The organism is Xanthomonas sp. A1809, assembly GCF_017746015.1.
In the GTDB taxonomy this organism is placed as follows: Bacteria; Pseudomonadota; Gammaproteobacteria; order Xanthomonadales; family Xanthomonadaceae; genus Xanthomonas; species Xanthomonas euvesicatoria.
Genome location: NZ_JAGHWZ010000004.1, coordinates 148,515 through 165,657, shown reverse-complemented (window position 1 = coordinate 165,657; position 17,143 = coordinate 148,515). Strand labels below are relative to the sequence as shown.

At 66.1% G+C, this 17,143-nt stretch carries 14 protein-coding genes; 9 read left to right on the top strand and 5 right to left on the bottom strand.

The features are described from left to right. Positions 1–4 precede the first annotated feature (4 nt). The gene (locus J7396_RS04615) at positions 5–637 is read left to right on the top strand and encodes an NAD(P)H-binding protein (RefSeq protein WP_029818445.1); all 633 of its coding nucleotides are present in this window, start codon (positions 5–7) and stop codon (positions 635–637) included. Positions 638–807: 170 nt separating this feature from the next. Here J7396_RS04615 and J7396_RS04610 read toward each other — a convergent pair whose 3' ends face one another. Next, positions 808–1,566, bottom strand: coding sequence for an SDR family oxidoreductase (locus J7396_RS04610; protein ID WP_209261066.1), 759 nt, complete (start codon positions 1,564–1,566; stop codon positions 808–810). A gap of 377 nt (positions 1,567–1,943) precedes the next feature. On the opposite strand from J7396_RS04610, the gene J7396_RS04605 reads away from it, so the two are divergent. Beyond that, on the top strand, positions 1,944–3,353 hold the full coding sequence (locus tag J7396_RS04605) for an FAD/NAD(P)-binding protein (protein ID WP_008575506.1): 1,410 nt from the start codon (positions 1,944–1,946) through the stop codon (positions 3,351–3,353). 230 nt (positions 3,354–3,583) lie between these two features. Beyond that, positions 3,584–4,015: a VirK family protein gene (locus tag J7396_RS04600; protein WP_003486419.1), complete on the top strand. Its 432-nt coding sequence runs from the start codon at positions 3,584–3,586 to the stop codon at positions 4,013–4,015. A 125-nt stretch (positions 4,016–4,140) separates the two neighbouring features. Here J7396_RS04600 and J7396_RS04595 read toward each other — a convergent pair whose 3' ends face one another. Next, positions 4,141–5,649 (bottom strand): efflux transporter outer membrane subunit, encoded by a 1,509-nt coding sequence (locus J7396_RS04595; RefSeq protein WP_209261065.1) that lies wholly within the window; start codon positions 5,647–5,649, stop codon positions 4,141–4,143. A gap of 88 nt (positions 5,650–5,737) precedes the next feature. On the opposite strand from J7396_RS04595, the gene J7396_RS04590 reads away from it, so the two are divergent. The 5 genes from J7396_RS04590 (at position 5,738) to J7396_RS04570 (ending at position 12,130) form a co-directional block, all read left to right on the top strand. Beyond that, a complete protein-coding gene (locus J7396_RS04590) occupies positions 5,738–6,355 on the top strand; it encodes a TetR/AcrR family transcriptional regulator (RefSeq protein WP_008575513.1) in 618 nt (205 codons plus the stop codon). 78 nt (positions 6,356–6,433) lie between these two features. Then, the gene (locus tag J7396_RS04585; protein ID WP_209261064.1) at positions 6,434–7,582 is read left to right on the top strand and encodes an efflux RND transporter periplasmic adaptor subunit; all 1,149 of its coding nucleotides are present in this window, start codon (positions 6,434–6,436) and stop codon (positions 7,580–7,582) included. Further along, complete coding sequence (locus J7396_RS04580; RefSeq protein WP_127168078.1) at positions 7,579–10,677, top strand: efflux RND transporter permease subunit; 3,099 nt, start codon at positions 7,579–7,581, stop codon at positions 10,675–10,677. Before J7396_RS04585 ends, J7396_RS04580 begins: the two co-directional genes overlap by 4 nt. Before the next feature lie 15 nt (positions 10,678–10,692). After that, positions 10,693–11,616 (top strand): oxidoreductase, encoded by a 924-nt coding sequence (locus J7396_RS04575; protein ID WP_209261063.1) that lies wholly within the window; start codon positions 10,693–10,695, stop codon positions 11,614–11,616. A gap of 178 nt (positions 11,617–11,794) precedes the next feature. Continuing rightward, positions 11,795–12,130, top strand: coding sequence for a DUF6172 family protein (locus J7396_RS04570; RefSeq protein ID WP_008575519.1), 336 nt, complete (start codon positions 11,795–11,797; stop codon positions 12,128–12,130). Positions 12,131–12,565: 435 nt separating this feature from the next. Here the strand turns inward: J7396_RS04570 and J7396_RS04565 are convergent, their stop codons facing one another. Beyond that, complete coding sequence (locus J7396_RS04565) at positions 12,566–13,858, bottom strand: DEAD/DEAH box helicase (protein WP_209261062.1); 1,293 nt, start codon at positions 13,856–13,858, stop codon at positions 12,566–12,568. A gap of 758 nt (positions 13,859–14,616) precedes the next feature. On the opposite strand from J7396_RS04565, the gene J7396_RS04560 reads away from it, so the two are divergent. Further along, positions 14,617–15,024: a hypothetical protein gene (locus J7396_RS04560; RefSeq protein ID WP_244669533.1), complete on the top strand. Its 408-nt coding sequence runs from the start codon at positions 14,617–14,619 to the stop codon at positions 15,022–15,024. Positions 15,025–15,266: 242 nt separating this feature from the next. On the opposite strand, the gene J7396_RS04555 is transcribed toward J7396_RS04560, so the two are convergent. Both J7396_RS04555 and J7396_RS04550 read right to left on the bottom strand, forming a co-directional pair. Beyond that, the gene (locus tag J7396_RS04555; RefSeq protein WP_065628860.1) at positions 15,267–16,763 is read right to left on the bottom strand and encodes a dihydrolipoamide acetyltransferase family protein; all 1,497 of its coding nucleotides are present in this window, start codon (positions 16,761–16,763) and stop codon (positions 15,267–15,269) included. After that, positions 16,760–17,143, bottom strand: coding sequence for an SH3 domain-containing protein (locus J7396_RS04550; protein ID WP_008575527.1), 384 nt, complete (start codon positions 17,141–17,143; stop codon positions 16,760–16,762). The genes J7396_RS04555 and J7396_RS04550 overlap by 4 nt, the downstream gene beginning before the upstream one ends.

Here is a 17,143-nt window from a genome sequence, read left to right as displayed (position 1 = left end):
CCTGATGGATGTCTTGTTGGCAGGGGCGACCGGCCTGGTCGGCAGGCACGTGCTGCAGCAATTGCTGGGCGATACGCGGTGCACCGGCGTGGTCGCGATGACGCGGCGGCCGCTGGCGCAGATCCATCCCAAGTTGCGCAATCAGGTGATCGACTTCGAACGGCTCGAGCACTGGACGGCACCGCGCATGGAAGCGGCCATCTGTGCGTTGGGGAGCACGATGAAACAGGCCGGCTCGCGCGATGCGTTCTATCGTATCGACCACGATTACCCGCTTGCCATCGCGCGCGCCGCCTGCGCACAAGGTACCTCGGTGTTCGTGTTGAACTCGGCGGCCGGCGCCAACGCGCAGTCGCGCATCTTCTACAGCCGCGTCAAGGGCGAGCTGGAGCGCGATCTGCGCCAGATCGGTTTCCCTTCGCTCACCTTCGTGCGGCCCGGCCTGATCGGCGGCGAACGCGAAGAGCGCCGCACCGGCGAGCACATCGGCAGCGTCGTCCTTGGCGCGCTCGGCCCGCTCCTGCCACGTCGTTTTCGCATCAATCCGGCCGAACGGATTGCCGCGGCGATGGTGTCAGCTGCGCTGGCACCGGCACGGGGTGAGCACAGCATCGAGGCGGCGGAGTTGGCTGGCTAACGCGGTCTCGTCGCTTCGGCGTGGGAACATCGGATACGGGCGAAACGCCACCGTGTCGTCGAGCGTGCCTGCGCGCGAGGACGCGTTACCGATGCAGCTGGGTCGCGCGCAGGCACGCTCCTACGAGTCCGCGAGCAGCCGATCGTTATCTCCGCCAGCAGGGATGGTGCTTACACGCCCAGCGACTGCCCGCCATCCACGGCCAACACTTGCCCGGTGATCCAGCTCGCCTGTGGCGATGCCAGAAACAACGCGGCATCGGCAACATGCTGCACCTGTCCGAAGCCGCCGAACGGGATGCTGTCGCGGATGCGTGCGTAGAGCTCCGGCTCCGCGCGGCTGCGTTTGTCCCACAGACCATCTGGAAATTCGATCGAGCCAGGCGAGATCGCATTGACGCGGATGCGCTCGCGCGCCAACTCTGCAGCCAGGGTGGTGGTGTAGTAATTGAGCGCGGCCTTGGCGGTGGAATAGGCGATCGCGCGCGGGGTGGGGCGTTGCGCATTGATCGAACTGATGTTGAGGATCACCGCAGCCGCGCTGCTGCGCAAATACGGCAACGCGGCGCGGTTGCAGCGCACTGCGGCCATCAGGTCGACATCCAGGCCCGCCTGCCAGCTTGCATCGTCGTTGCCATGGCCAAAGCCGGAGGCGTTGTTGATGACCACGTCCAGGCCGTCCAGCGCCTGTGCTGCAGCGTGCACGTAGGCATCGATCTGCGTGGCGTCTGCCAGGTCGCAAGGCAATGTATGCACCGGGGTGCCATGCGCTGCCAGTGCGTCTGCAGCGTGTGCAAGACCGGCGGCATTGCGTGCGCAGATCGAAACCTGCGCGCCATGACGCACGAAGCCTTCTGCGATCGCCAGGCCAATGCCACGGCTGCCGCCAGCGATCAGCACGCGTTGCGGACGAACTGCGGTGTTTGACATGGCGGCTGCTCGGTTTGGATGGCCGTATTATCCGATAGCCGCGGGCCACGGGGTCGCCACGCGTATCGCAAGTGCGGCACGGACGACGATCGCCCTGCATGTTTGCGCTGCACCGGACCATTGGCCTCAGCCGTTTGCATCGCCGCATTGCGCAGCGCCGCAGAAAACAGACATGCGCAAACGCACGCGGAACCGCCGCGTACGGTGGCGATCGCTGTCATATCGCTGCCATGGACGATCGGCGCTGCATGCCCCGCCTGCCTCATCACTGCCGGCGATCAGCTCATGCGTTTTTGCTTGCCCGGCGCTAACCAAACGTTTACACATCGGCGGCGCGCTGCGGGCACAACGTGCGGGTCATTCAGCGGGATTTGCACATGGAAACCCATATCACCGTGATCGGCGCCGGCTTCTGCGGCACCGCGCTGGTCCGTGCGCTGGCGCAGACGGCCGATGCGCAGGTACGCATCACCCTGGTCGGCGTGGCCGAGACCTTTGGCAGCGGGATCGCCTACGGCGCAGCGCGGCCAGAGCATCTGCTCAACGTGCGTGCCAAGGACCTGGGCATCGACGCACAGGCGCCCGGTGCCTTTGCCGATACGCTGCACCTGGGCGAGAGCGGGCGGCTGGAATTCCTGCCGCGGCTGGCGTACGGCGACTATCTGCGCAGCGAACTGGATGCAGCAGTGAGCAGTGCGCAGGCGTCGGTCATGCGGCTGTCGCAGGAAGCGGTGGCGGTGGAGCGCGTGCGCAAGGGGTTCCGCGTGTTTCTGGCCAATGGCGATGCCTTCCAGAGCGATCGCGTGGTGCTGGCGGTCGGCGCACTGCAACCGCAGGCGCTGGCGGGTATCGGCCCGCGCTTGAGCGTGCATCCGCGTTACATCGGGTGGCCGTGGCAGGGCGACGCATTGGCGCGGCTGTCGCCGGACGACGATGTGCTGATCGTCGGTACCGGGTTGACCATGGTGGACGTGGCGCTGACCTTGCACACACGCGGGCATCGCGGCCGCTTGCTGGCGATTTCGCGGCGCGGTCTGGCACCGCAGGCGCATCTGCGCCAGCCCGGCGCGCCATTGGAATTGCCACCGCATCTGCAGCGTGCGCTCAAGGATGCCGACCTGCGCGGCCTGCTGCGTGGAGTGCGTCAGCTCAGTGCGGTGGTCGACGATTGGCGTCGCGTGGTGGATGCGCTGCGCCCGCATCTGCAGCCGCTGTGGCAGCGCCTGGAACTTCCCCAGCGTGCACGCTTTTTGCGGCACCTGCGCCCGTACTGGGAAGTGGCGCGCCATCGCGTGGCGCCCGGTGCGGCCGAACAGCTGGCGCAACTGCAGGCATCGGGCCAGTTGCAGATTGTCTCTGCGCGCTTGCTGCGGGCGCGCTGGGTGCCAGATGGCGTGGAGGCGGTGATCCGCCCGCGTGGTGCTGCCGACGCGCAGACCGGTCATTACGATGCGGTAATTCGCGCTACCGGGCTGGATACCGACATCGATCGCACCAGCGATCCCTTGATCGCCGGCATGCGCGAAGCCGGTCTGTTGCGGGCCGATCCCTTGGGCCTGGGCGTGGACACCGATGCGCAGTTGCGCGTCCGCGACAGCGCCGGGCAGATCGTGCCGGGACTGTATTGCGTCGGGCCGCTCTTGCGGGGGCGTTACTGGGAAATCACCGCCGTGCCCGAGCTGCGCGTGGCCACGCGTGCATTGGCCGACCGCTTGTTGCTGGGCGCAACGCCGGCATTACAGCCCACGCCCGAGCACGTACCGCGCGAGGTCAATGCGCGGTTGTAGATGTGGCAATTGACGAGATCTTTGACGATCTCGACCTGCGCATCGCGCCGCCCGCGCATGCGCAGTGATGGCCGGCCTCTGGATCTGTGCGCGGCGTCCGCCGGCGAGCGCACTCATGCCGCGCGATGCGTAGTGCCGCGCGCTCATGCAGGCCGAACTGGGTCATGTTGGCGGTCCTGGGCGCATGCAAGCCCAGGCCGTCGCATCCATTTCCCCGCCTGGAGTCCGCCATGCCACGTCTTGTTCCTGCCGCGCTGTTCGCCACGCTGTGCGCGTGTGCGCTGCCTGCCCTGGCCACCGAATCGCTGAACAACCGCGCCGAAGTTCTCGCTGCCCTGGACGCCGGCTACGACGTCAGTGTGAGCACCGACCTTGCACGTTGCACGCCCGAAGAAGGCACGCCGGCCACGCAGACCCGCGGCGGCCGCCACATCGACGCCTATCGCATCACCGCCGACGGTACCGTGGCCTTTTCCGATGCGCATTTTACCGTGGCCAACGACGGCAAGCCGATCCAGCAATTCATGCGCTACCAGCTGCGCCCGGATGACACGCTGCGCTTCACCACCTACATGTACGACTTGCCGGGCCTGCAGCAACGCGGGCCGGTGCTGGCGTATCAATGCAAGATCAATGCAGGCGTGCGCTTCCATGCCGATTGAGCACGGCTGACAAGCCGTTTGCTGACCCTGTCGGCCAGCTCTTGCGGTTGCGTGTAGCCGGCGACATCGGTAGCGGTGGCGTGCCACCTGCGCAGACGCCCATCAACGTCGGCGTGGCGTGTCATTCAGTTAGTTGCTGTCGTGTCGTCTTGGTGACGGTTGCTGTCCACGGCGACAGCGATCGCAGCAGGACTCGCACCGCCGGCCTGCCAACCGCCGCCCAGCGCCTTGAAGGTCGCAACCGCGCTGCGCGCCGCGTCGGTACGCGCCTGCACCTGCGCGTCGGAGGCGCGTAGCAGGCTGTCGTCGGCGTTGAGCACTTCGATCAGGCTCACCGTGCCTTTTTCGTAGGCCAGCGCAGAGGCGCCGCGCGCCTTGCCGAGTGCATCCACGCCCTGCGTCAGCACCGCTGCCTGCTGCTCGCGTTTGATCAGTGCGGTGAATGCATTTTCGACATCTTCGGTGGCGCGCAATACCGCAAGGCGATAAGCCGCGAGTTGTTCGGCTTGCTGGCCTTTGGCCTGTGCGATCTGTGCGTTGATGCGGCCGAAGTCGAACAGCCGCCAGCGCAGGCCGAGTACGCCGGACGACTGCGCGGCGTCGCCGGTAAACAGGTTCGCACCGGAGATGGCGGTGGCGCTGCCAAGCAGGCCGCTCAGCGAAAACTTGGGGTAGTACTCGGCCATCGCCACGCCGATACGCGCATTGGAGGCGGCCAGCCGACGCTCGGCCACGATCAGGTCGGGCCGGCGCCGTAGCAGGTCGCCGGGGGTGCCGCTGCCGGCGATCTGGGGGGCTGGCGGAATGGGTTTGGTCGCCGACAGCTCGGCACGGTGCGTGCCGGGCGGCACGCCAAGCATCACGTCCAGCGCGTTCATTGCCGCAACCAGGCCGGCTTCCAGAGGCGGCACGCCGGCCTGCGCCTGCGCGAGTGCGCCCTGGGCCTGCTGCAACTGCAGTTCGGCGGCAAGGCCTTTGCCGTGCAGCAGCGTCACCATCGAAACCAGCCCTTGCTGGGTGGCGACCTGGCGCTGCGCCACGTCCAGCCGCGCCTGGAGGCCGCGGATGCTGATGTAGATATCGGCGGTCTGTGCGGCCACCGCCAGACGGGTGGCCGCGGCGCCGGCTTCGGTGGCCTGGTAGTCGGCCAAGGCCGCCTGGCGGCCGCGGCGCAGGCCCCCGAACAGATCCAGCTCCCAGCTGGCGCCCAGGTTGGCCTCGTACACGCTGGCATGGCGGTCGAAGTTGGGCGTGCTGTTGAGCACCTGGCCCAGTGGGGTTTCCAGCGATTGGTAGGCACGCGTGGCGCTGCCGCTCACGTTGCCCGCCGGTAGCAGCGCGGCAGTGGCGGCGGTCAGCCCGGCGCGCGCCTGGGCCACGCGTGCGCCGGCCTGGGCCAGGTCCAGGTTTTGCGCCAGCGCCGCATTGATGTAGCGGCTCAGGTCGGGATCGTTGAAGCCGTCCCACCAGGTCGACAGGTCGGCTGGCACTGCGGCCTGGCGCTGCGCGATATCCGCCTGGCCGATGTAGCGGTCCGGCAGCGGCACCTCCGGCCGGGCGTAGTCGGGACCAACCGCGCAACCTGTGACGAGGCTGGCGGCAACGAACACTGCGAGGGTGCGGAATGACGACATGTGCGGGGCCGGAATGACAAGTGGTGAGTGACTATAATACGAAATAGTCACTTTTGTAAGTCGGCAACGACGGCGCTAAGCTGTCGCGATGAGCAAAGCATCCAACTATCCCGTGTCGGGCCGCGGCCCGGCCGACCATGACGTTCGCGACCAGATCGTGGTGGCCGCCACCGAGCATTTCAGCCGCTACGGCTACGAAAAGACGGCCGTGTCCGACCTGGCAAGGGAGATCGGTTTTTCCAAGGCCTACATCTACAAGTTCTTCGAATCCAAGCAGGCCATCGGCGAGATGATCTGCTCGCATTGCCTGGGGGAGATCGAGGCCGAGGTGCTGGCTGCGGTGTCTGCCGCGGCGTCGCCGCCAGAGAAATTGCGTAGCCTTTTCAAGGCGATTATCGAGGCGAGCCTGCGGCTGTACTCGCGCGAGCGCAAGTTGTACGAGATCGCCACGTCGGCCGCGACCGAGCGCTGGCCGCCCGTCATTGCGTACGAGGGCCACATCCAGGCACTGCTGCAGGACATTCTGGTGCAAGGGCGCCAGAACGGTGACTTCGAGCGCAAGACGCCGCTGGACGAACTGACCCAGGCCACCTATCTGGTGATGCGCCCCTACATCAATCCGGTGCTGCTGCAGCACAGCCTGGATCATGCCGGCGACGTGCCGCTGCTGTTGTCCAGCCTGGTATTGCGAAGCCTGTCGCCGTAAAAAGATGTTTGTGACTATTGACTGATTTAGTCACAAGTCTCAGGATGCGAGCCTTCATCCGATCGCTCCGGGATTGCCATGCGTCGCCGCCGCCTTGTCGCCTTTACCTTCCTCTGTGTCTTGCCGCTGGCGCTGAGCGCCTGCGGCGGCAAGGCGCAGCCCGATCCACGGACCGCCGCGCCGCGGGTGCGGGTTGCCACGGCTGGCGATGCCAGCGCTGCGGTGCGCACCTTCTCCGGCACGGTAGCGGCGCGCGTGCAGAGCGACCTGGGGTTCCGGGTGGCCGGCAAGGTGTCCGAGCGGCTGGTCGATGCCGGGCAGAGCGTCAAGCGCGGGCAACCGCTGATGCGTATCGACCCGGTGGATCTGCAACTGGCTGCGCGTGCGCAGCAGGACACGGTGGCCGCCGCGCGCGCCCGGGCGCAGCAGACCGCCGAAGATGAAGCCCGGTACCGCGACCTGCGCGGTACCGGCGCCATCTCGGCTTCGGCCTACGACCAGATCAAGGCAGCCGCCGATGCGGCCAGGGCGCAGCTGAGCGCCGCCCAGGCCCAGGCTGACGTGGCGCGCAACGCCAACCGCTACACCGACCTGGCGGCCGACGCCGACGGCGTGGTGATGGAAACGCTGGTCGAGCCGGGCCAGGTGGTTGCGGCCGGGCAGCCGGTGGTGCGGCTGGCGCACGCCGGCCCGCGCGAAGCGGTGATCCAGCTGCCGGAAACTCTGCGCCCGCAGGTCGGCTCGGTGTCCCAAGCCACGCTGTTCGGCAACGCCGCCGTCACCGTGCCGGCCACCTTGCGCCAGCTGTCCGAGAGCGCCGACCGGCTCACCCGCACCTTCGAGGCACGCTACGTGCTGGACGGCGCGCTCGCACAGGCACCGCTCGGCACCACGGTCAGCGTGCGCGTCCCCGGCGGCACCGCCTCCGGGAACCAGGCCGGCCTGCAGGTACCGCTGGCCGCGCTGTTCGACGCCGGCAAGGGGCCGGGCGTGTGGGTGATTGCTGGCAACCCGACCAGGGTGAGCTGGCGGCCGGTGACGGTGCTGGGCCTGGACGATGACCACGCCAACGTGGCCGGCAAGCTGGCACGCGGCGAGCGCATCGTGGCGTTGGGGGCGCATCTGTTGCGCGAAGGCGAGCAGGTACGCATTGCCGGCGAAGGCGTGGCCGGTAGCAGCGCGGCCACCGCTGGCAGCACCGCCAAGGCGGCAGGAGCGCAGCCGTGAGCGAGGGCCGGTTCAATCTCTCGGCGCTTGCCGTGCGCGAGCGCTCCATCACGCTGTTTCTGATCTTCCTGATCTCGCTGGCCGGCCTGGTGGCGTTTCTCAAGCTCGGTCGTGCCGAGGACCCGGCATTCACCATCAAGGTGATGACGATCGTGACCGCCTGGCCCGGTGCCACGCCGCAGGAAATGCAGGACCAGGTGGCCGAGAAACTCGAAAAGCGCATGCAGGAATTGCGCTGGTACGACCGTACCGAAACCTACACGCGTCCGGGTCTTGCGTTTACGACGCTGACCTTGATGGACAGTACTCCGCCTGGGGAGGTGCAGGAGCAGTTCTATCAGGCGCGCAAGAAGGCCGGCGATGAAGTGGCCAACTTGCCGGCCGGCGTGATCGGGCCGCTGATCAACGACGAATATGCCGACGTCACCTTTGCGCTGTTCGCGCTCAAGGCAAAGGGCGAGCCGCAGCGCTTGCTGGCACGCGATGCCGAGACCCTGCGCCAGCGCATCCTGCACGTGCCGGGCGTCAAGAAGGTCAACATCATCGGCGAGCAACCCGAGCGCATCTTTGTCGAGTTCTCGCATGAGCGTCTGGCCACGCTGGGGGTCAGTCCGCAGGACGTGTTTGCCGCACTCAACGCGCAAAACGCGTTGAATGCGGCCGGCTCGGTGGAAACGCGCGGGCCACAGGTGTTCATTCGCCTGGATGGTGCGCTCGATAGCCTGCAGAAGATCCGCGACACCCCGTTGGTCGTGCAGGGCCGCACGCTGAAATTGTCCGATATCGCCACCGTCAAACGCGGCTACGAAGATCCGTCCACCTTCATGATCCGCAGCGGCGGCGAACCGGCGTTGTTGCTGGGCATCATCATGCGCGATGGCTGGAATGGCCTGGATCTGGGCAAATCGCTCGACGCCGAAGTGGGGGCGATCAATGCCGAACTGCCGCTGGGCATGCGTCTGAGCAAGGTCACCGACCAGGCCGTCAACATCGATGCGTCGGTCGGCGAGTTCATGACCAAGTTTTTCGTCGCGTTGCTGGTGGTGATGCTGGTGTGCTTCGTCAGCATGGGCTGGCGCGTGGGCATCGTGGTGGCGGCAGCCGTGCCGCTGACGCTGGCAGCAGTGTTCGTGGTGATGCTGGCGACTGGCAAGAATTTCGACCGAATCACGCTGGGCTCGCTGATCCTGGCGCTGGGCTTGCTGGTCGACGATGCCATCATCGCCATCGAGATGATGGTGGTGAAGATGGAAGAAGGCTATAGCCGCGTTGCCGCCTCGGCGTATGCCTGGAGCCACACCGCCGCACCGATGTTGTCCGGCACCCTGGTCACCGCGGTGGGCTTCATGCCGAACGGATTTGCTGCTTCCACGGCCGGCGAATACACCAGCAACATGTTCTGGATCGTGGGCATTGCGCTGATCGTGTCGTGGGTGGTGGCGGTGGTGTTCACGCCGTATCTGGGCGTGAAGATGCTTCCCGACCTGAAGAAGGTCGAAGGCGGCCACGCAGCGATCTACAACACGCCGCGCTACAACCGCTTCCGCCAGGCGCTGGGTCGCGTCATTGCCCGCAAGTGGCTGGTCGCAGGGTCCGTGGTGGGGCTGTTCGTGCTGGCGGTCGTGGGCATGGGCATGGTCAAGAAGCAATTCTTCCCGATCTCCGACCGGCCCGAAGTGCTGGTGGAAGTGCAGCTGCCGTACGGCACCTCGATCAACCAGACCAGCACGGCGGCCGCCAAGGTGGAAGCCTGGCTGTCCAAGCAGAAGGAAGCAAAGATCGTGACCGCCTACATCGGTCAGGGCGCGCCGCGCTTTTTCCTGGCGATGGGTCCGGAACTGCCGGACCCATCGTTCGCCAAGATCGTGGTGCGCACCGACGACCAGCACGAGCGCGATGCGTTGAAGCTGCGCTTGCGTGAGGCGATCGCGCAAGGCCTGGCACCGGAAGCGCGCGTGCGCGTGACGCAATTGACCTTCGGCCCGTATTCGAAGTTTCCGGTCGCCTACCGGGTGAGCGGCCCGGACCCGACGGTGCTGCGCGGCATCGCTGCGCAGGTCATGCAGGTGATGCAGGACAGCCCGATGCTGCGCACCGTCAATACCGACTGGGGCGTGCGCACACCGACCCTGCATTTCAGCCTGGACCAGGATCGCCTGCAGGCGGTGGGGCTGACCTCGGCCGCGGTCGCCCAGCAGTTGCAGTTCCTGCTCAGCGGCGTGCCGATCACGCTGGTGCGCGAGGATATCCGCAGTGTGCAGGTGGTGGCGCGGTCGGCCGGCGATACCCGTCTGGATCCGGCACGCATCGCCGACTTCACCCTGGCCGGCGGCAACGGCCAACGCGTCCCGCTGTCGCAGGTAGGTAAGGTGGATGTGCGGATGGAAGAGCCGGTCATGCGGCGCCGCGATCGCGTGCCGACCATCACGGTGGGCGGCGATGTCGACGACACGCTGCAGCCGCCGGATGTCTCGGCTGCGATCACCAGGCAGCTGCAGCCGATCATCGACAAACTGCCCAGCGGATATCAGATCAAGGAGGCCGGCTCCATCGAGGAGTCCGGCAAGGCCACCGCCGCGATGCTGCCGCTGTTCCCCATCATGCTGGCGGCCACGTTGCTCATCATCATCCTGCAGGTGCGCTCGATCTCGGCGATGGTGATGGTGTTTCTGACCAGCCCGCTCGGCCTGATCGGCGTGGTGCCGACCTTGATCCTGTTCCAGCAGCCGTTCGGCATCAATGCGCTGGTGGGATTGATTGCGCTGTCGGGCATCCTGATGCGCAACACGCTGATCCTGATCGGACAGATCCATCACAACGAAGCCGAGGGTCTGGATCCGTTCCATGCGTTGGTGGAAGCCACCGTGCAGCGTGCGCGTCCGGTGATTCTGACGGCACTGGCGGCGATCCTGGCATTCATTCCACTCACCCATTCCGTGTTCTGGGGCACCTTGGCCTACACGCTGATCGGCGGCACGTTGGCCGGCACCGTGTTGACCCTGGTGTTCCTGCCGGCGATGTATTCGATCTGGTTCAAGATTCGGCCCGATCCCGGCAAAGGGAATAACGCACCGGACATTGCCCGGCCTGCATGAAGCACTTCTGCGACCGTGGCCACAGTGCCGTCGCAGCGCAATGTCGTGCGCCATCGTCACCACCTTCCGAACGCATGCCCTGCAGGCCGCACGCGTATCGCCGATGTCTTTCTCTTGATTGAAGGAACCGCAATGCAACAGCAGACCGTTGTGCTGATCACGGGCGTGTCGTCCGGCATTGGCCGTGCCGCCGCAGAACACTTCGCCCGAGCCGGCTGCCTCGTTTACGGCAGCGTGCGTCACCTGGCCGGTGCCACACCGTTGACGGCCGTGGAGCTGGTGGAAATGGATATCCGCGATGCCGCATCGGTGCAGCGTGCGGTCGATGGCATCGTCGCCCGCGCGGGCCGCATCGATGTGCTGGTCAACAACGCAGGCACCAATCTTGTCGGTGCCATTGAAGAAACCAGCGTCGACGAAGCGGCCGCATTATTCGACATCAACCTACTCGGCATCCTGCGCACCGTGCAGGCCGTGCTGCCGCACATGCGTGCACGCGGCCAGGGCCGCATCGTCAATGTCAGCTCGGTGCTGGGGTTCCTGCCGGCGCCGTACATGGGCGTGTATGCCGCCTCCAAACATGCGGTGGAAGGGCTGTCGGAAACGCTGGATCACGAACTGCGTCAATTCGGCATTCGCGTGACGCTGGTGGAGCCTGCGTATACGAAGACCAGCCTGGGCAGCAATTCGCCGGTGGTGCAGGCCACCATTGCCGATTACGACCGCGAGCGTGGCGTGGTGGCGCGGGCAGTCACGCACAGCATCGACACCGCGCCGGAACCGCATGGCGTGGCCGCCACCGTGGTGGAGGCGGCCCTGGGCAGGTGGCGCATGCGCCGCACACCCGCCGGGCAGGCATCGCTGCTGAGCAAGCTGCGCCGGTTCCTGCCCGCCAGCGCGGTGGACGGCAGCCTGCGCAAGCAGCTCGGGCTGCGGTGAGATGCGTCAGGGCGTCGATGCGGCCGTGAACGCAGGGGTGGGCCGTACGGCGTGATTGCGTCAGTCCAGGCGCGCATGCCGCCATTTGGCGGTTCTGCAGCGCCACTTGATGCTGGATTCACCGAGGATGCCGCCTTGGCCTCACAATAGGCGGCCAGTCCCCACCACCGATGTCGCCATGCGCAAGACCTACCAGCTCAACCTCGAAGGCAAGAACCGCGATCGTCTGCTGGAATCCAGCAAGCACGATATCCGCAAGTACATCCGCCGCGAGCGCCGCAAGGAGCTGCCGGCCGGCGCGGACTACTGGGACTTCGAGATGCGCTTCGGTGTGGATGAAGCCAGTGCCGTGGCACTGCCGCCGGCCGAGCTGATCCGCTCGATCAACGCACTCGTCGCCGACGGTGGCGAGCAGTTCTTCGTCGAAATCCTGCGCAAGCCGGGCAAGCGCACGCCGCGCGCGCAGAGCGATCATGCGTTCGGTGATGGCGAACTGGATTTCGAGCAGGATTGAGGTTTGATCGTCGTCCCGTCGGCGGCGCACCGCTACGGGACGAGCAGTTGCTGGCGGATTGTCGACCGCATCGCATGGACGAGCCAGGCCTCGCGCGTTGCGGATGGCAACTGGCAGGGGTGCAGGAGGCCTGCGGTGCCTTGACGCTGGCGAGCGTCCTTATTGGCGAAGCGACGGGGACGCTGCCACCGGCCAACCCTGCTGGTGCTTGGTAGCGGATACTTACCGCTCGGACGCAGCGGTTCGAGCGGGCCGTGGCTGGCCGACGCTGTTGCGCCAGCGCGTTTTGCTGGGCGGTTGCGGCTTAGGCATGCTGAGCGCGTTCGGCTGCCGAGGCGCGCGGTTGCCAGGCCAGCCCGCGCTGCAGTGCGGCGGTGTGGGCGCAGTCATCACGCGCCGGTGCTACGACTGCTCGCGACGATGCGTTCGCTACTCTCAGCCCGGCTTGCCAGCCTGCGCCTGCGCCGCGGCACGTAATTTGTCCTTCTTGCTCGGCCGCTTGCCCTTGATGCCGCCGTTGTCATCCGCTGCACGCACCGCTGCGCCGGGCGCATGGTCGGGGGCAGGCGCCTGGATCGGAGTTGGCTCGAACCCTTCGATCACGCTGGTCGGCACGCGCAGGCCCTGGCGTTTTTCGATCAGCCGCCACTGCTGGGCGCTGTCTGCCGTGACGAAGCTGATCGCCACGCCGCTGGCACCGGCGCGTGCGGTGCGGCCGATGCGGTGGGTGTAGTCGACAGTGGAGCGGGGCAGGTCGTAATTAAGCACGGCCGGCAAGGCGTCGATGTCGATGCCGCGCCCGGCCAGGTCGGTGGCCACCAGCACCTGCACGTCCGCCTGTTTGAAGGCGCGCAGCGTGCGTTCGCGGCGGCCCTGGCTCAATTCGCCGTGCAGCGGCAAGGCGGCGATGCCGGTCTTGCTCAGTTTCTCGGCAACCTTGTCGGCGCTGTGGCGGCTGGCGACGAAGACCAGCAGTTGCGGCCATCCGTATTCCAGCAGCAGGTGACGCAGCAGCTGCGTACGTTGGCCGGCATCCACTGCGATGGCGCGTTGCGCGATCGCCGGTGCCTGTTCGGGCGTGGCGTCGAGGGTGATGCGCAACGGATCGCGCAGGCGACGCTTGGCCAGCGACGCGATGGCGGCTGGGAAGGTGGCCGAGACCAGCACGCTTTGCCGCTGCGCCGGCAGCAAGGCCAGGATGCGATCGAGCTCGGTGCCAAAGCCCAGGTCGAGCAGGCGATCGGCTTCGTCCAGCACCAGCGTGCTTACCTGCGAGAGGCCCAGCGCATTGTGCGTCACCAGGTCCAGCAGCCGCCCCGGGGTGGCGATGACGATGTCGGCGCCACCGCGCAAGGCCATCAGCTGCGGATTGATGGCTTCACCGCCGGTGGCGGCGACGATCTTCAGCCGTCGCGGCAAGGCGGCGGCCAGCGACAGCAGGGTCTGCGCAACCTGCGCGACCAGCTCACGCGTCGGTACCAGGATCAGCCCGCCCAGCACGCGCGGCGCCTGTTCCGGCGCCTGCAGGCGCTGCTGCAGCAGCGGCAAGGCATATGCCAGGGTCTTGCCCGAGCCGGTCTGCGCGGTGGCGATCAGGTCGCGTGCGGCCAGCATCGGCGGAATCATCGCGACCTGGATCGGCGTGAGCGCATGCACACCGGCCCTGGCGAGCGCGGACTCGAATACGGGCTGTAGCTGTAGCGACAGCAAATCTGCTTTCAGTGACATCGCGCGATTATCCGCGCATTGTCGACGGCGTGCATGCCGAAACGAAGTGCAGGTGCGCTGGCCGCGCATGGCGCTCCACGGCGCCGCCAAGCGGCAGTGGTAACAACCGGTGTGTCGACCCGGGGTCTGCTGCGTCCAATGCGACTAATCCACGGCCGTGGCCAGTGATCGCCAGCGTTGTGGCCCTGTGCAATGTCATCTGCGATGGTCGCAGCACCGATGGCATTGCTGGATTGGCATGCGGCTGCCGCAGGGCATTGCGCTCGGCGCTACCGAAGGTTCGCAAGGATCTACAAAGTTGCAGGCGTCGAGCGTGCCGTCAAGTGAGCGAGAGTATATTAAAAGCCGAAACATGAAGCGGTGTGCGGCTAATTAATTAAACAAATGAATGTCTCGCTAACTATCTGTTGAAGTCGCCTTGCGTGTGGCAGGCCGTCTTATCTAGCTTCGATATGTGTATCAGAAGTGACCTCTGGTCCTAGCCAAGAGATTGAGTAGATACACGGCATTGGTTGACGTAGTCCTGCTGGTGTCGGCGTAACGCCCCGCTGCTTGGGGTTGCCCAATTGTAATGTGGTATTCAAACCGTTTTTCGGATCAAAGAGGTGTAATGATGAAACCGAGTCACATCGGCAACGTGCATTCTTCCTATTACGGCGGCACCGATGAAGCGGTGGGCGGCACCAGCAACCGGCAGCAGCAATCGTCCGGAGCCGTTTCGCATGAGCAGGTAAACCCCGCGCTACAAGGGTTGACCAGTGCATCCCGCAGCCGACGGTCTTGATTCAAGGGAGAAGCACGAAAAATATCCGGATGCTAAATACAAATTTTCTACTGAAAACAGGGAGATGAAGATCTCGGATAACGCGCACAAGAGTGCTGCGAACTCGTACGATATGTTCCAAGGATCTCCATTGTCCAAGAGCGATAAGAAGGGTTACGAGTCAGGAAATTACGCAAGAATTGATGGAAATAAGAAGGAAAGGAAAAAAGAGGGAAAGATGGCATTGCAACAATACGAATACTTTAGGCGTGATGCCGCCGACCCCGAAGTGAATTACGAACACAAGACGCTACGGGCGCCCAGAGGCGAAAGGGAACGTTTTCTCCGTGAGCTGAAACGTGCTGAGAAAGAACAAGGCGGTGCTTCCGGTAGTGGCAGCTGAATCGGCCAATGCGCTCGCTGCAATCACGCTTGGCCACTGACGCGGCGCAAGGCGAGAGCGTCAGTTCGTTAGCACACACAAATGTTGCGCGGCGGCCGGCACCATGATGTCTGAATCGGCAACTGCCTTGCGCTCGCTTAGCTGCTCCGCGCACGCATCCGTCTGCGCCAACATTGACCGGTTGCGATAGCGCGTCCTGGTCCAGCCTGCGCGGCGAGCCGGCAAGCCCGCCGCGCAAGTGCTCAGTTGGCCAACGCCAGATCGTCCAGCAAGGCGCGCAGGAAGCGCGCCGCTTCACCGCCGGTGGCGGCGCGGTGATCGAAGGTCAGCGACAGCGGCATCACCTTGTGCGTTTCCACGCCGCCCATCACCGGGGTGAGCTGGTAGCGCGCGCGGCCGGCGGCCACGATCGCCACGCAGGGCGGCACCACCACCGGCGTGGCGTAGCGGCCGGCAAACATACCGAAGTTGGACAGCGAGATGGTGTAGCCGCTCAGTTCGGACGCGGCGATGCTGCGGCTTTCCACCTGCTGGCGCAGCCGGTTGACGCCTTCGCGAATACCGTGCGCATCCAGCATGTCGGCGTTGCGCAACGCCGGCACGAACAGGCCTTCTTCGGTATCCACGGCAATGCCGATGTCGACCTGGTGGTGCAGGGTGCGGTTGAGTGCGTCGCCGTCGAACCAGGCATTGAGTGCGGGCACCGCCTGGCAGGCGCGCACGATACCGCGCACCAGACGCACGGTGACATCGTTACCGGGCTGCCAGGCGTGCAGATCGGCATCGTCGTTGAGCGTGGTCGGCACCACCTTGGTGTGTGCATCGGCCATCACGCGTGCCATGTTGCGGCGCACGCCCTTGAGTTGCTCGGGTTGGCCCTTGGCGCTGATGCCGGGCGACTGGGTGCGCATCGGCTTGCCGCTGGCCGACAGCGTGGAGCGGGCGTTGCCCTCGTCCGCCCTGCGGGCACCTTCTCCCGCAGGCGGAAGAAGGGTTGCTGTTGCGGGTCGATCCCTGCCGTCGGCAGCTCTCCCACCGTCACCGATCGGACCACCTCGCCCGCTGGCAGGAGAGGTCGGCGCGCCATGCGCGCCGGGTGAGGGCTGCGCGGTACCGGCAGCCGCGGCCTGCTTTACGTCTGCCAGCGTGACCGTGCCGTCCGGGCCGGTAGCGCGCACCTGTGCCAGGTCCACACGCAGCTTGCGCGCTAGCGCGCGCACCACCGGCATGGCGCGCACGCCGCCGACGGTAATGGCCTGCTCGCTCTGCACGGCGTTGGAGCTCTGCATCGCGCCGACCACGGTGCCGGCATCGTCGCGATCGCCGCTGCCATCGCCAGCATCGGCATCGGCAATTTCGCCGCCGTTATCGGAGGCCACCACGCGCGTGGTGTGCCCAGCCGCGCTGTCGCCGGTGCTGGGCGTGGGTGCGTGCGTCGGCGCCGGTCCATGCGAATGGCCGGTGTCCTGGCCGTCGGCGCGTTGCGGCTGCGAGGCATCTAGCGCGAACTGCGCCAGCACCGAACCGGTCACGATCACATCTCCGGCGGCGCCGGCGAGCTTGACCACGGTCCCGGAAAACGGCGAGGGCACCTCGACCACCGCCTTGGCGGTTTCCATCGACACCAGCGGGTCGTCCAGGCGCACGGTGTCGCCCTCCTTGACGAACCATTCCACGATGGTGGCGTCGGGCAGGCCTTCGCCCAGGTCGGGCAGGTGGAAGTTCTTGTTGTCGCTCATGGCAGATTCTCTTGCGCGGCCGGCAGCTGCGGCGTGGTGTCGTCGAGGAGTTCAAGGTCGGCGGCCGGCAGCCAGCCCTGCGTGCCGTCGGCACGTTCGGACCACCACCAGCCACCGTGTTCGTGATGCAGCAACACGTCCTCGCCTGTCTGGGCATCGAGTTCGCGTGCGTCGTAATCGCGCAGGGCTTCGGCCCGGCCGTCCCCCAGCGGGCGCAACCAGGCCAGCGGCGCCCAACCGGCGCGTCCGCTATCGGTCGTGACCCAGGCAAACGCCGGCCATTCTTCGTCGCGCACGCCCACGCCGACCTGCTGGCCTGCCTGGAAGCGGACCGGGTTGGCGTAGGCGGCGCGATGGTCGCAAAGCAGACGGGCGCGCAT

Bases quoted from the DNA above. Each gene is read 5' to 3' on its own strand.
- J7396_RS04605 (WP_008575506.1), top strand. From the start codon at position 1,944: ATGGAAACCCATATCACCGTGATCGGCGCCGGCTTCTGCGGCACCGCG.
- J7396_RS04585 (WP_209261064.1), top strand. From the start codon at position 6,434: ATGCGTCGCCGCCGCCTTGTCGCCTTTACCTTCCTCTGTGTCTTGCCG.
- J7396_RS04595 (WP_209261065.1), bottom strand. From the start codon at position 5,649: ATGTCGTCATTCCGCACCCTCGCAGTGTTCGTTGCCGCCAGCCTCGTC.
- J7396_RS04555 (WP_065628860.1), bottom strand. From the start codon at position 16,763: ATGAGCGACAACAAGAACTTCCACCTGCCCGACCTGGGCGAAGGCCTG.
- J7396_RS04565 (WP_209261062.1), bottom strand. From the start codon at position 13,858: ATGTCACTGAAAGCAGATTTGCTGTCGCTACAGCTACAGCCCGTATTC.
- J7396_RS04600 (WP_003486419.1), top strand. From the start codon at position 3,584: ATGCCACGTCTTGTTCCTGCCGCGCTGTTCGCCACGCTGTGCGCGTGT.
- J7396_RS04570 (WP_008575519.1), top strand. From the start codon at position 11,795: ATGCGCAAGACCTACCAGCTCAACCTCGAAGGCAAGAACCGCGATCGT.
- J7396_RS04550 (WP_008575527.1), bottom strand. From the start codon at position 17,143: ATGCGCGCCCGTCTGCTTTGCGACCATCGCGCCGCCTACGCCAACCCG.
- J7396_RS04610 (WP_209261066.1), bottom strand. From the start codon at position 1,566: ATGTCAAACACCGCAGTTCGTCCGCAACGCGTGCTGATCGCTGGCGGC.
- J7396_RS04615 (WP_029818445.1), top strand. From the start codon at position 5: ATGGATGTCTTGTTGGCAGGGGCGACCGGCCTGGTCGGCAGGCACGTG.
- J7396_RS04590 (WP_008575513.1), top strand. From the start codon at position 5,738: ATGAGCAAAGCATCCAACTATCCCGTGTCGGGCCGCGGCCCGGCCGAC.